Raw genomic sequence first — 13,295 nt, forward strand, 5'->3', positions numbered from 1 at the left:
GCACCGAACGGCCGCCGCGGACTACCGATCCGCGGCGGCCGTCGACGTTTCCCGGTCAGGCCTGGTCGTAGGCCCGCTGCAACTCGGCGATGTCGAGCTTGGACATCGACCGCAGCGCGGTGCCGACCGCGATGACCCGGTCCGGTTCGCCGCTCATCAGCTTCGGCAGGATCGAGGGCACGATCTGCCAGGACAGGCCGAACCGGTCGGTCAGCCAGCCGCACGGGCCGGGCTCGCCGCCGTCGGACAGGGTGTCCCAGAGCCGGTCGACCTCGTCCTGGGTGTCCACCACGACCTGCAGCGAGGCGGCGTCGGTGGGCGGATGGCCCGGTCCGCCGTTCATCAGCGTGACGGCCTGACCGTCGAGATCGAGCGTGACGACGAAGGCCGAGCCGTCGCCCTGCCGGGTGACCTCGACGACGCGCGAATTCGGCACCGTCGCGGCGTAGAGCTCACCGGCCGCTTCGGCGTCGGTGTCGAACCAGAGGAAGGTGTTGACGGACATGACGTGCTCCTTCGGGAGGGTGCGTTGGCTTGCTGTCACCCCTTGGTCGGAGCCGATCACGCCCGCTCGACACACCCGTCGAAGTTTCTTCTACTTTTTTCGCGGCAGGGTGTTCGCGTAGTTCACGCCGCGCTCGACCCACTCGCGCAGCACCGCGTCGTCCTCGACCGCGGCGGTGGCGACCCGCAGCCAGCCCACCATCTCGCGCCCGCCCATCACCATCGGCGTCACCGCGTGCCCGTCGATGAGCGATTCGCCCTCGGCGCGGTCGACCCGCACCATCAGTCCGCCCTTCCCGCTGGCGGCAACGGCCATGTTGCCGCCCACGAGAAAAGCGAGTCCGCCGAACATCCGCTGCTCGACGAGATCCTGCCCGGGGTAGACGATCTCCCGGATGCGCTCGGCGAGTTCCTCGTCATAGGCCATGGCCCCAGTGTGCGCCGGGGCACCGACAGTTTTCAGACGCCGAGGGCGGCGGCGAACATCGGCCACGAGTCGTGCACGTCGTCCTGCCAGTACGGCCAGGCGTGTGTGCCCGCGGCGCGGAAGCGCACGTCGGCGGGGATGCCGAGCTGGGCGAGCCGGGCTGCCATCGGGCCGGTGCAGCTGCCTGCCACGGCCTCCATCGTGCCGCCGACCAGCAGCCGGTCGACCAGGACGCCGAGATTGCCCGCGATGCTCGGATCGTTGATCGCCTCGTGCTGCCCGGGAATGCCGTTGCCCGCGGACAGGTAGATGGCGGTGCCGCGCAGGCGTTCGGCCTGCACGACCGGATCGTTGACGGTCCAGGCCGGGTCGATCGGGCCGCCCCACATATTGGTGGCGTCCGCGGCGAAGGTCGCCAGCTGGGCCCGCACCAGCGCCTGCGCCACGGGGTTCGCGGTCTGGGTGCAGCCGCTGAACGCGCCGACCGCGCGGTACAGGCCGGGCGCGGCGATGGCCAGGTTCAGCGCCGAGGTGGCCGACATCGACAGACCGGCGACCGCGTTGGCGCCGGTCGTGCCGAACCGCTGAGCCAGCAGCGGCGGGAGTTCGCCGGTGAGGAAGGTGGTCCACTTGTTGCGGCCCAGGATCGCGTCGTCGCGCTGCCAGTCGGTGTACATGCTGGCCCGGCCGCCGATCGGAACGACCACGTTGACCGGCTTGTCGGCGAAGAAATCGACCACGTCGGTGCGCCGCATCCACGGCCCGCCGCTCTCCCCGCCGTCGACCGCGTTCAGCAGGTACAGCGTGGGCGCGCCCGCGCCGGGATGCGACAGCCACAGCGTGATCGGCCGGTTCATCGCCGCCGAATACACGACCACTTCGTACTGCCTGCCACCGAGCGGCCGGACGTCGATGATTCCCGGTTCGGCCGACGCGGGCGGCGCGATCACGAACCCACAACCGAGCAGGACGAGCACACAGCACAGGAGCCGACGCATACTCCGAGCATGCCCTACCGAACAGCCGATATGCGGCATTGACCGGCCCGTGTCCGTCTCCGCGCGCGACGCTGGCAAACCTAGGGCATCCCCGCTTTCGCGGTGCTCGAAGCACCCGAGGGCAGGACCGCGCGCAGCACGTCGTCGAGCGCGGAAGCGGTGACGCCGAAGGTGGCGCGCATGCCGGAATCGTCGGCAACGAACTCGCGGTGCGACATGTGCGCGGTCTCGAACAGCTCGCCCCAGAACGGATCGCCCTGCGCGAGCTCGGTGATCTCGGCGTCGGTGAGCACGGCGAGATCGGGCTCGGGCGCACCGGCCAGCGCCGCCAGCCTGCTCGCGACCGCGCGCACGGTGGTGGTGAGCATCGGCGCGTGCCAGGCGCGGCCCCACGCGCGGTCGTCGCGGGCGACGGCGACCAGGGCGGCCGCGGCGTCGTCGATCGCAGTGAACGAATGCGCCAGGTCCAGCGCCTGTGGCACCCGCGCCCGCGCACCCGCCAGCACGGCGGGCTGCACCAGCAGGGAGAAGACCGAGACCGCGCCGGCGCCGAGGAACTGACCGGCGCGCACCTCGGTGACACGCAGCCTGCCCGCCTCGTGCGCGGCCAGCGCCTCGGTCCACATCCTGGCCCTGACCTCGCCCTTGCTGCCGGTGGCGGCCAGCGGGGTCGTCTCGTCGACGACGCCGTCGACGGGGCCGTAGCCGTAGAGATTGCCCATCATCACCAGGTTCGCGCCGGTGGCTTCGGCGGCCGCCCGGATCGAACCGAACAGCGGCGGAACGGTTTCCGGCCAGGTGTGATACGCGGGCATGGCGAGGTTGAACACCGTCGCGGCGCCGGTGGCGTGCGCGATCAGCGCGGCGGTGTCGGTGGCGTCGAGGGCGACGCGGTCGATCCCGGGGTGCTCGGGACCGAGGCCGCCGCGGCTGATCATCGTCACCCGATCACCGGACTCGGCGAGCGAGAGCGCGGTCGCGGACGCGGTGGCCCCGCGACCGATCACGACATGTTCTTGCATGTGAATTCCCTTTTCCGGCAGGTGATTTCGTGCGATCCGGCAACTGTTTTCCGGGCGCGAAGTCAACGATGCCGGGCACGGGCGGGCTAGACTAGTGGCCGGAATGCCAGCTATCCCAAGGATCAGGCCATGAAGACTGTCGCCGTCGTCGCCGTGCCCCCGGTGAAGTCCTTCGATCTGGCCATGCCGGGATCACTGATGGACGCGGTGACCATCGACGGGGCGCCGGGCTATCGGGTGCTGGTGTGCACCGCCGAACCCGGTGTGGTGCTCGCGAACTCGGGCGGGTTCGACGTGGTGATCCCGCACGGTCTCGAGGTGCTGGAATCGGCCGACACCGTGATCGTGCCCAGTACCGGCGCGCGGACCGGCGCCGATCCGGCCATCCTGGCCGCCCTGCGCGCCGCCGCCGAGCGGGGCACCCTGGTCACCTCGATCTGTAGCGGCGCCTTCGTCCTGGCCCAGGCGGGGCTGCTCGAGGGGCGCACCGCCACCACGCACTGGGCCCTGGCCGACGAACTGGCCGGTGCGCATCCGGGGGTCCGGGTGCGCACCGACGCGCTGTTCGTCGAGGACGGCCCGGTCACCACCTCGGCGGGCGCGGCCGCCGGAATCGACCTGTGCCTGCACCTGATCCGCCAGGACTACGGCGCCACCCTCGCCAACGAGGCGGCCCGCGCCGCCGTGGTGACCCCGGTGCGCCCCGGCGGCCAGGCCCAGTTCGTCGACACCCCGCTCCCGCCGGACGACGACCTCTCGCTCTCGGCCACCCGCGCCTGGGCGCTGACCCGGCTCGACACTCCCCTGTCGCTGCGCGACCTCGCCGCGCACGCCAGCACGAGCGTGCGCACGCTGACCCGGCGCTTCCACGAGGAGACCGGGCTCAGCCCGCAGAAATGGCTGCTGCACCAGCGCCTGCACCGGGCCAGGGAGCTGCTGGAGTCGACATCGCTGCCGATCGACCAGGTGGCCAGACACAGCGGGATCGGGTCGGCGGAGTCGTTGCGACAGCACATGATCCGCCAGCTCGGCGTCCCCCCGAGCACCTACCGGGCGAACTTCACCACGGCCCGCTAGGCGGGTAGGGCTGATACCCCGGCGGCGGAGCCTTGGCGAAGAAGGCGGCGGACCGGGGGTTCCAGAGCAGGACGACCGCGGCCAGACCGATGAGCACGAGCACCACGGTGAAGGCCAGCGACTGCGGGTCGGCGCCGGTTCCGGTGGCCAGCGCGCTGATCACGCTGACGGCCGACGACAACACATTGAGCCCGAAGAACACCGTGCCGGTGATCCGGGCCCAGTTCTTGCCCGCCCGGCAGGCGAAGGCCATCCACACCCACAGCCCCGTCGTCACCAGCGAGGTCAGGATGCCGCCCGCGAGGCCCGCGTACACGAGGACGTCCAGATCGTCGCCACGGAACACCCCGCCGGACGCGTCCAGCGCGTCGGAGCGGATCTTGTCGATGGTGGTCAGCATGTAGGCGGCACTCAGCACAGTCACCACCGCGCCCGCCAGCATCACATAGAACGCGATCTGCACATTCTGCGGAACGACTTTCGGCCCCACGTCGACCGGCGCGGCCGGATAGGGCGTCGCCGAGGGATACGGCGCCTGCCCACCCGGCACAGGCAGCGGGTAGGCAGCCTGTCCGCCGGGCACCACCTGCGGATACGGCGCCTGCCCACCGGATGCATCCTGTGGATGCGGAGCTTGCCCACCGGGGGCGGCCTGCGCGTAGGGCGTCGGGCCGTTCGACCCGGCCTGCGCGTAGGGCCCCTCGGGATGCCCTGATGCGTTCGAATATTGCTGGGGCGCAGCTGAATTCGGATAGGGCTCCCCGGCCATACCCGGATAAGGCTGGGGCGCAGCCGAATTCGGGTAGGGCGCTCCCGCCACCCCCGGATAGGGCGGGGGTGTGGCGGTATTCGGGTAGGGTGCCCCCGCCGCGCCCGGATAGGGCGGCGGGTACGACGCCCCAGTACTCGGCGGCGGCACGGCCGGATTCGGGTAGGGCACGGGCCCCCCGGCACCGCTCGGCGGCGGGGGTACCGCCGCGCTGGGGTTGGCCGGTGCCTGCGGAACCGCGTCGGGATACGACGTCAGCTCGTCCTGCTCTGGTCGCGGACCGTCGTGATCCGCCGACGAATCTGGCACGGTGCCCCCTCCTGTGAAGTCGGGCCCAACTCTAGTCGTCGGAACCCGCCCTCACCGGACAGCGACAACGCGCGTCCGACCCGTGTGAGCCGTCGCGCGCGGCGGCGGCGCACCTCGGCGCGGGCTGGAACGGAGCGGTCAGCGCACCCGGGCGCGGACGAGTTCCCGTGCGGCCGTGCGGTATCGGTCGGCGATCAGCCGGACCACCGCGGGGTGCACCCCGATCGGCTCCGCGACGCCGTCGGCGCCCGCGTCGTGCAGACGCTGGTGGAACAGGCCGTGGGCCAGCAGGTAGGAAGCGATGAAGACCCGCCCCGCACCCGATTCCCGCAGTTCGGCGACGACCTCGGGCACGCGCGGCGCACCGGTCGCGACGTAGGCGATCCGCACCGGAACGCCGAGTTGCTCGGCGAGCATGCCCGCCGCCCGGCGGACGTCCTGGCGGGCCCGCGCGTCCGACGATCCCGCGGCGGCGAAGACCACCGCGTCACCGGGACGCCAGCCCGCGGCGCGAAGGCGCACCGCCATGATCCGGGTCAGCGCCGGATCGGGGCCCATGGCCGCGGTCACCGCGACCTCGGTGTGCCCGCTCTCGTCGACCTCGCGCGGCACGTCCTGGTAGACGTGGTAGCCGGAGGCCAGGAACGCGGGCACCACGACGGCCGGGCCGTCGAGGTCGCGCAGCACCTCCGACGGCGACGGGCCGAGCACGTCGACGAAGGCGGTGCGCAGCGCGGCGTTGGGCGCCGCGCCCTCGGCTTCCGTGCCGTCGGCGCCGCGCCCCGAAACCGCGGCGCCGAGTTCGGCGGCCACCGCGTCGGCGAGCGCGGCGATCATCTCCACACCGCGCGCGCTGCGGGTGCCGTGCGCGACGAGCACCAGGGCCGGCTCACCCGGCCGCGCGGTGCTCACCAGACGCCGATCGGTTGCGCCGGTCGCGGCGACCGGGCCGGCGTGCCGATGCCGGCCTGATGCGGCGGCTGCACCGGCGGCCTGCTCACGGGGGTGTCGGAGCAGTCCGCGGCGTCGAGCGCGAGCCGGTAGCCGCGCTTGACCACGGTCTGGATCGCCTTGGGCGTGCCGAGGCCTGCGCGCAGCCGGGCGATCGCGGTCTCCACCGCGTGGGTGTCGTCGCCACCGCCGGGCAGGGCCGAGAGCAGGTCCTCGCGGGACACCACCCGGCCGGGCTGCCGGGCCAGCGACCGCATCAGCGCCATCGGCGCGGGCGCCAGCTGGCGCACCTCACCGTCGACGACGACGCAGCCACCGCGCACGCTGATCAGGTGACCGGCCGCGTAGATCCGGCTCGCCCGGCGCGGCAGTTCCTCGGCGACGTGGCGGGCCAGCGCACCGAGCCGCGCGCGGCCCGGCATGGTGGTCGGCACGCCGAGTTCCTCCAGCGGCGCGGCGGTGATCGGGCCGACGCAGGCCGCGAGCACCCGCCCGCGCAGCGCGTGCAGCACGGACTCGAGCAGGCCGGTCTCCTTGGCCCGCATCAGCATCGACGCCACCGCCGGAGCGCTGGTGAAGGTGACGCAGTCGAGGCTGCCGGAGATGATCGACTCGATCATGGCGTCCATCGGGCCGCGGTCGGCGGGCGGCTCCCACCGGTACACCGGGACCGGAACCACGTCGGCGCCCGCGCAGCGCAGCACCTCGCAGAAGTCGGGAACCGGCTCCCACTCGGTGGTCGCGCCGTGCAGCTGCACCGCGATGCGGACCCCTTCGACGCCCTCGGCGAGCAGGTGATCGAGCACCTCGGCCGAGGACTCCGAGGCAGGCGACCATTCCTCGCGCAGCTCGGCGGCGCGGATGGCGCCCTTGGCCTTGGGGCCGCGAGCCAGCATCCGGGTCGAGGCGAGCGTGTCGCGCAGCGTCTCGGCCAGGCCCCAGCCCTCGGCCGCTTCCATCCAGCCGCGGAAGCCGATGCCGGTGGTCGCGACGGTGATCTGCGGCGGATCGGCGATCAGCAGCTCGGTGACGCGCTCGAGCTCGGTGTCGTCGGCCAGCGGGATGATGCGGATCGCGGGGGCGGAGACCACGGTCGCGCCCTTGCGGGTGAGCAGGGTGCCGAATTCCTCGGCACGGCGCGCGGCGGTGACGCCGATGGTGAAGCCGGCCAGACCGGGGCCGGTGTCGGTGGGAGAGGTCATGGAATCAGCCGTCCGAGGATTCGAGGGCCGAGACCTGCACCGGCTCGTTGGATACCGAGACGACGCCACCGTCGAGCTGGACGGCGTAGACCGGCAGGGACTTGGTCGCGTCGTCGAGACAGCGACCGTCGATCAGCGAGAAGGCCTGCTTGAGCAGCGGCGACGCGACGACGGGCACCCCGCCGCGATCACCGACGATGCCGCGCGACATCACCGCGGCCCGGCCGAACGGATCGATGTTGCCGACGGCGGCGAGCGTGCCGTCGGTGAGTAGGAACAGGGCGGCCTGCCTGCCGCCCCGGAGCAGGACAGCAACGCCGCGGCCCGGGATCAGGAAGTCGAGTCGGCACGCCTGAGTCCAGGTTGCCGTCTCCGTGGTGATGGTGGGTGTGTCGATAACGGTCATCGGTTCCTCCTCCGAACGCCTTACCTATTGGTACAGGCGCCCTGTTTCCGCAGGGTTAAGCGCTTATTTCCCGGCCGCTGCTGTGTCGGAGCCAACACCGGCGGGCATGCCGGGCAGGCCGAGAAGCACTGGCACCTTGCGCTCGCCGCTGTCGTCGAACGAGATGGTCGGGTCGGCTTCGTCAGGGGCGTTGACGAAGGAGACGAAGCGCGAGAGCTTGTTCTCGTCCTCGAGCACGGCCGCCCACTCGTCCTTGTAGCCGTCGACGTGCTTGGCCATCGCGGCCTCCAGGTCGTCGGCGATGCCGAGGCTGTCCTCGCACACGACGGCCTTGAGGTAGTCGATGCCACCCTCGAGCGCCTCCTGCCAGGGCGCGGTGCGCTGCAGGCGGTCGGCGGTGCGGATGTAGAACATCAGGTAGCGGTCGATGTAGCGGATCAGCGTCTCGTCGTCGAGGTCGCCGGCCAGCAGCACGGCGTGCTTCGGGGTCAGACCACCGTTGCCGCCGACGTAGAGGTTCCAGCCGTGCTCGGTGGCGATCACGCCGACGTCCTTGCCGCGGGCCTCGGCGCACTCGCGCGCGCAGCCCGAGACGGCCAGCTTCAGCTTGTGCGGCGAGCGCAGGCCGCGGTAGCGCTTCTCCAGCAGCACGGCCATGCCGACCGAGTCCTGCTGGCCGTAGCGGCACCAGGTGGAACCGACGCAGCTCTTGACGGTGCGCAGCGACTTGCCGTACGCGTGGCCCGACTCCATGCCCGCGTCGACCAGGCGCTTCCAGATCAGCGGCAGCTGCTCCACGGTCGCGCCGAACAGGTCGATGCGCTGGCCACCGGTGACCTTGACGTAGAGGTCGAACTCCTTGGCGACCTCACCGATGACGATCAGCTGCTCGGCGGTGACCTCACCACCGGGCATCCGCGGCACCACCGAGTAGGTGCCGTTCTTCTGCATGTTGGCCAGGAAGTGGTCGTTGGTGTCCTGCAGCGCCGCCTGCTCGCCGTCGAGGATGTGATCGCTCGAGGTCGAGGCCAGGATCGAGGCGACGGTCGGCTTGCAGATGTCGCAGCCGGTGCCCTTGCCGTGCTTGGCGATCAGCTCGGAGAAGGTGCGGATGCCGGTGACCTGCACGACCTGGAACAGCTCGGCGCGCGACTGACTGAAGTGCTCGCACAGCGCCTTGGACATCTCCACGCCGGACTGCTCGAGCAGCTTCTTGATCATCGGCACACAGCCACCGCAGGAGGTACCGGCGTTGGTGCAGCTCTTGATGCCGGGGATGTCGCAGGCGCCGTCGGCGATGGCGCCGCAGATCGCGCCCTTGCTGACGTTGTTGCAGGAGCAGATCTGGGCGTCATCGGGCAGCGCGTCGGCGCCCAGCTCGGCGCCCGCGGGCGAGATCAGCGCGGCGGCGTCGGCGGGCAGCGGGCGGCCGACCAGCGGGCGCAGGGCCGCGTACTGGCTGGCGTCACCGACGAGGATGCCGCCGAGCAGGGTCTGCGCGTCGTCGGAGACGACCAGCTTGGCGTAGGTGCCCTTGGCCGCGTCGTGCAGCACGACCTCGAGCGCGCCCTCGGTGGTGCCGTGCGCGTCACCGAAGGAGGCGACGTCGACGCCCATCAGCTTCAGCTTGGTGGACATGTCGGCGCCGGGGAACTCGCCCGCGCCACCGAGCAGCCGGTCGGCGACGATCTCGGCGGTGGTGTATCCGGGGGCGACCAGGCCGTAGCAGATGCCCTCGATCGCGGCGCACTCACCGATCGCGTAGACGCTCGGGTCCGAGGTCTGCAGGGTGACATCGGTGAGGATGCCGCCGCGGGCGCCGATCTCCAGGCCCGCGGCCTTGGCCAGCGCGTCGTGCGGGCGGATACCGGCCGAGAACACCACCAGCGAGGCGTGGATCTCCGATTCGTCCGACAGGTGCAGGGTGACGTTGTTGGCCCCCTCCTCCTCGATCGAGACGATCTTGGCGGTGCCGACGCCGGTGTGCACGTTGAGGCCGATGTCGGTGACCAGCTTCTCCAGGATCGCGCCACCACCGGCGTCGACCTGGGCGGGCATCAGGCGGTCGTTGTACTCGATGACGTGCGGGGTCATGCCCATCAGCCGCAGCGCGTTGGCGGCTTCCAGGCCGAGCAGACCGCCACCGACGACGACGCCGTGCGCGCCGGGACCGGCCGCGTCGGCGGCGGCGCGGATGCCGTCGAGGTCGTCGATGGTGCGGTAGACGAAGCACTCGGGCAGATCGTGACCGGGCACCGGCGGGACGAACGGGTACGAACCGGTGGCCATGACCAGCGCGTCGTAGGCGATGACGTCGCCGTTGGAGCTGGTGACGGTCTTGGCCGCGGTGTCGATGGACTCGCCGCGCTGGCCCAGCCGCAGGTCGACCAGGGGGTCGCCGTCGTAGGTGTTACCGGGCAGCGCGAGCTCCTCGGCCTTCCAGCTGCCGACGTAGTAGGACAGGCCGACGCGGTCGTAGGCGGGCAGCTTCTCCTCGGAGAGGATGACGACCTGCCATTCGCCTGCCTCGTCGCGCGAGCGCAGGGCCTCGACGAAGCGGTGACCGACCATGCCGTGGCCGACCACGACCACTGTCTTGCGAGTGCTGTTCATGAGAGTGACCTCCTTGGTTGTGGTCGGGTAGTCAGCGAGCCGACGTAGTGGCCGACGAAGCGTTGTTTTCGGCCTCGAGGACCAGGGACTCGGCCTCGACCACGACATCGGAGTCGGCAGGCACGGTGGACAGACGGGGACGGCGCAGGAACACCGTCCAGGTGACGGCCGCGCAGAGCACGTAGAAGGCGAGGAACACCCAGAACGCGGTGGTGGCCGAGGAGGTGCTGGCGTAGGAGCTGCGCAGCACCATGTTGATGCCGACGCCGCCGAGGGAGCCGATCGCGCCGACGAAGCCGATCAGCGCGCCGCCGGCGTTCTGCGACCAGGCGGCCTGCTCGGCCCGCGGGAGCGGCAGGCTCTTGGACTTGGCCTCGAACACCGACGGGATGATCTTGGTGACGGCGCCGTTGCCGAAACCGGAGAGCACGAACAGGGCGATGAAGCCGACGACCAGCAGGGCCATGGTGGCGCCGGAGGCGACCCCGTTGTTGCGGTCGGCCATCGTCGAGGCGGCGATCACGATCAGCGCGGCGGCCATCATGGCGCCGAAGGTGCCGAGCGCGACCCTGCTGCCACCGATCCGGTCGGCCATCTTGCCGCCGTAGGGGCGGGCCAGCGAACCGAGCAGCGGGCCGATGAAGGCGATCGAGGCGGCGTGCACGGCGGCCTGGGCGGCGGTGTCGCCACCGGCCTTGAAGCTGATCTGCAGGATCTGGCCGAAGGCGAAGCTGTAGCCGATGAACGAACCGAAGGTGCCGATGTAGAGGAAGGCGATCGCCCAGGACTGCGGCACCTTCAGGGCCTTGCCCATGGAGGACAGGTCGGCCTGCTGGTTGGTCAGGTTGTCCATGTACAGCGCCGCGCCGACCGCGGTGACACCGACGAGGACCAGGTAGATCGCGCAGATGAGGTAGGCGTAGTCACCGCCGAGGGTGACCAGCACCAGCAGGCCGAGCAGCTGGATCACCGGGACACCGATATTGCCGCCGCCCGCGTTCATGCCCAGCGCCCAGCCCTTGAGCCGCTGCGGGTAGAAGGCGTTGATGTTGGTCATCGACGAGGCGAAGTTGCCGCCACCGATGCCGGCGAACGCGGCCACGACCAGGAAGGTCGTGTACGAGGTGCCCGGCTGGGTGACGAAGTACAGCGTCAGCAGCAGCGGGACCACCAGCAGCAGCGCGCTGAAGATCGTCCAGTTGCGGCCGCCGAAGCGAGCGGTGGCCACGGTGTAGGGGATCCGCAGGAACCCGCCGACCAGGGTCGGCATGGCGACCAGGAAGAACTTGCCCGCCGGGTCGATGCCGAACTTGTCGGCGGGCATGAACAGCACCATCACCGACCAGATCGACCACACCGAGAACCCGATGTGCTCGGCGAAGACCGACCAGATCAGGTTGCGCTTGGCAATGTCCTTGCCGCCGGCCTCCCAGGCCGCGACATCCTCGGCATCCCAGTGCTCGATGTCGTGGTTACGCTTCAGCGTGCTCAAGTTGGGCCTCCCAAAAGTGCGATGGCCCAACGGTAGGAAATGGGTATTGCCGGAATGCTGCGGGAAATTTCGCGCGAATCAACGGTTTCTCACCTATGCCGCTCAGAGCGGGTGAGATCGGCCCTTTTGTTTCCGGCGTGTGACACAACGATTTCCGCAGGTAAGGAAGCGGCCAGAAATCGTCGGAATCACCCGTGAGGGTGTGACGTACACAGCATTACCCTCGACGCACACGCGCGCAACTCGAGCGGTGAGATTTCCCGGCTCAATTCCAGGTGTCTTCGAGCATGCGCGGCTTGCACGCCTGCCAGGCACCCGCCAGCAGCACGCCGAGGGCGACCAGGAGCATGCCGAACGGGACCGCCCAGCCGCCGGTCCAGGTGTGCAGCATGCCGAACAGCAACGGTCCGACGCACGCCACCGCGTAGCCGACGCCCTGGGTGAACCCGGACAGCGCCGCCGACCCCCGCGGGGTGCGGGTGCGCAGGTTGATCAGCGTCAGCGCCATCGGGAAGGTGCTCGGGCCCAGCCCCAGCAGCACCACCCACAGCACCGGGGCGCCCATGGGCGCGATCAGCAGACCGGCGAAGGCGATGACGAACAGCACCATGCAGCCCACCACGACGGGGAACGGATTGCGCATCCGCGAGACCACGGTCGGCGCGCCAAGCGCGGGGATCAGGCCCATGAGCGCGAACAGGCCGACCATGCTGCCGCCGAAGCCCGCGCTCGCGCCGGCGTCGGACAGGATCTTGGGCAGCCAGGCGAACATGGCGTAGGTGGTCAGCGAGGTCATGCCGAACATCGCGGCCATCCCCCAGGCCACCGGCGAACGCCACACTTTGCCTGTCGCCGTTGACGATTCGGCGGGCAGGGCGGTGACGTCGTGGCGGTCGCGGCCCTTGCGGTCGCGCAGCACGAACACCCACGGCACCGCGGCGGCGAAGCCGACCAGCGCCCACACCCCCATCGAGATCCGCCAGCCGTGGTCCTGCGCCAGCGGCACCGCGACGAACGCGGGCACGACGGTGCTCAGCTGCACCATCACGATGTAGAGGGAGCTGATCGCGGCCAGCTGATCGGCGAAGTACCGCTTCACCAGCGGCGGGATCACCACATTGCCGATGCCCATGCCGAGCAGCACCACCGCGGAGAACCCGAGCAGTTCCCCGGTGCCACCCGCGAACGCGCGCACCAGCGACCCGGCACCGGCCAGCAGCATCGCCAGCAGCACCGTGCGCTCGAGCCCGTACCGGCGCACCAGCAGCGGCGCGACCAGCCCGGCGAGGCCGAACATCGCGGTCGGCAGCATGCCGAACACCCCGACGATCGCCGTCCCGTACCCGATATCCGCGCCGATCTCCTCCGCCAGCGGACTGAACGCGGTCACCGCGGCCCGCAGGGTGAGGGCCGACATGATGATCGCCGCGAGAACCAGCAGCCGCCCCTCGACCAACGATCGACGACTGACCCGACCCCCGTCGACCACGACCTCCGGCTCGCGGTCGCGCAGATGGGGGGCGGT

The 13,295-nt window shown here is 70.8% G+C and carries 12 protein-coding genes; 1 reads left to right on the forward strand and 11 read right to left on the reverse strand.

What is annotated here, in order from left to right; all coding sequences use genetic code 11:
• Nucleotides 1–55 precede the first annotated feature (55 nt).
• The 4 genes from AB0L91_RS05165 to AB0L91_RS05180 all read right to left on the reverse strand — a co-directional run bounded on the left by AB0L91_RS05165 (nt 56) and on the right by AB0L91_RS05180 (nt 2,951).
• Nucleotides 56–505, reverse strand: coding sequence for a VOC family protein (locus AB0L91_RS05165; protein ID WP_365007341.1), 450 nt, complete (start codon nt 503–505; stop codon nt 56–58).
• Nucleotides 506–595: 90 nt separating this feature from the next.
• Nucleotides 596–931: a TfoX/Sxy family protein gene (locus AB0L91_RS05170; protein ID WP_365007342.1), complete on the reverse strand. Its 336-nt coding sequence runs from the start codon at nt 929–931 to the stop codon at nt 596–598.
• Nucleotides 932–963: 32 nt separating this feature from the next.
• Nucleotides 964–1,929, reverse strand: coding sequence for an alpha/beta hydrolase family protein (locus AB0L91_RS05175; protein ID WP_357343534.1), 966 nt, complete (start codon nt 1,927–1,929; stop codon nt 964–966).
• Nucleotides 1,930–2,009: 80 nt separating this feature from the next.
• Nucleotides 2,010–2,951: an NAD-dependent epimerase gene (locus AB0L91_RS05180; protein WP_365007345.1), complete on the reverse strand. Its 942-nt coding sequence runs from the start codon at nt 2,949–2,951 to the stop codon at nt 2,010–2,012.
• 129 nt (nt 2,952–3,080) lie between these two features.
• Between AB0L91_RS05180 and AB0L91_RS05185 the strand changes: the two genes are divergently transcribed.
• A complete protein-coding gene (locus tag AB0L91_RS05185) occupies nt 3,081–4,028 on the forward strand; it encodes a helix-turn-helix domain-containing protein (protein ID WP_365007347.1) in 948 nt (315 codons plus the stop codon).
• Here AB0L91_RS05185 and AB0L91_RS05190 read toward each other — a convergent pair.
• From AB0L91_RS05190 to AB0L91_RS05220, 7 genes are all read right to left on the reverse strand, one after another.
• Nucleotides 4,012–4,578, reverse strand: a complete 567-nt coding sequence (locus AB0L91_RS05190; RefSeq protein ID WP_365007349.1) for a hypothetical protein — start codon at nt 4,576–4,578, stop codon at nt 4,012–4,014. The genes AB0L91_RS05185 and AB0L91_RS05190 overlap by 17 nt on opposite strands.
• 666 nt (nt 4,579–5,244) lie before the next feature.
• A complete protein-coding gene (locus AB0L91_RS05195) occupies nt 5,245–5,943 on the reverse strand; it encodes a CbiX/SirB N-terminal domain-containing protein (RefSeq protein ID WP_355276538.1) in 699 nt (232 codons plus the stop codon).
• Nucleotides 5,944–6,014: 71 nt separating this feature from the next.
• A complete protein-coding gene (locus AB0L91_RS05200; RefSeq protein WP_357343527.1) occupies nt 6,015–7,259 on the reverse strand; it encodes a uroporphyrinogen-III synthase in 1,245 nt (414 codons plus the stop codon).
• A 4-nt stretch (nt 7,260–7,263) separates the two neighbouring features.
• Nucleotides 7,264–7,665, reverse strand: coding sequence for a nitrite reductase small subunit NirD (gene nirD, locus AB0L91_RS05205; RefSeq protein WP_357343525.1), 402 nt, complete (start codon nt 7,663–7,665; stop codon nt 7,264–7,266).
• Nucleotides 7,666–7,728: 63 nt separating this feature from the next.
• Nucleotides 7,729–10,278 (reverse strand): nitrite reductase large subunit NirB, encoded by a 2,550-nt coding sequence (gene nirB, locus AB0L91_RS05210; RefSeq protein ID WP_365007351.1) that lies wholly within the window; start codon nt 10,276–10,278, stop codon nt 7,729–7,731.
• A 31-nt stretch (nt 10,279–10,309) separates the two neighbouring features.
• Nucleotides 10,310–11,770: a nitrate/nitrite transporter gene (locus AB0L91_RS05215; RefSeq protein WP_365007352.1), complete on the reverse strand. Its 1,461-nt coding sequence runs from the start codon at nt 11,768–11,770 to the stop codon at nt 10,310–10,312.
• Nucleotides 11,771–12,035: 265 nt separating this feature from the next.
• Nucleotides 12,036–13,187 carry an MFS transporter gene (locus AB0L91_RS05220; RefSeq protein ID WP_365011185.1) on the reverse strand — a complete coding sequence of 384 codons (1,152 nt, stop codon included), beginning with the start codon at nt 13,185–13,187 and terminating at the stop codon, nt 12,036–12,038.
• Between the last annotated feature and the right edge of the window lie 108 nt (nt 13,188–13,295).

Origin of the sequence: Nocardia sp. NPDC051833, assembly GCF_040681225.1 — a bacterium.
Lineage (GTDB): Bacteria > Actinomycetota > Actinomycetes > Mycobacteriales > Mycobacteriaceae > Nocardia.

Bases quoted from the DNA above. Each gene is read 5' to 3' on its own strand.
- AB0L91_RS05165 (WP_365007341.1), bottom strand. From the start codon at position 505: ATGTCCGTCAACACCTTCCTCTGGTTCGACACCGACGCCGAAGCGGCC.
- AB0L91_RS05170 (WP_365007342.1), bottom strand. From the start codon at position 931: ATGGCCTATGACGAGGAACTCGCCGAGCGCATCCGGGAGATCGTCTAC.
- AB0L91_RS05175 (WP_357343534.1), bottom strand. From the start codon at position 1,929: ATGCGTCGGCTCCTGTGCTGTGTGCTCGTCCTGCTCGGTTGTGGGTTC.
- AB0L91_RS05180 (WP_365007345.1), bottom strand. From the start codon at position 2,951: ATGCAAGAACATGTCGTGATCGGTCGCGGGGCCACCGCGTCCGCGACC.
- AB0L91_RS05185 (WP_365007347.1), top strand. From the start codon at position 3,081: ATGAAGACTGTCGCCGTCGTCGCCGTGCCCCCGGTGAAGTCCTTCGAT.
- AB0L91_RS05195 (WP_355276538.1), bottom strand. From the start codon at position 5,943: ATGATCGCCGCGCTCGCCGACGCGGTGGCCGCCGAACTCGGCGCCGCG.
- AB0L91_RS05200 (WP_357343527.1), bottom strand. From the start codon at position 7,259: ATGACCTCTCCCACCGACACCGGCCCCGGTCTGGCCGGCTTCACCATC.
- nirD (WP_357343525.1), bottom strand. From the start codon at position 7,665: ATGACCGTTATCGACACACCCACCATCACCACGGAGACGGCAACCTGG.
- nirB (WP_365007351.1), bottom strand. From the start codon at position 10,278: ATGAACAGCACTCGCAAGACAGTGGTCGTGGTCGGCCACGGCATGGTC.
- AB0L91_RS05220 (WP_365011185.1), bottom strand. From the start codon at position 13,187: ATGTCGGCCCTCACCCTGCGGGCCGCGGTGACCGCGTTCAGTCCGCTG.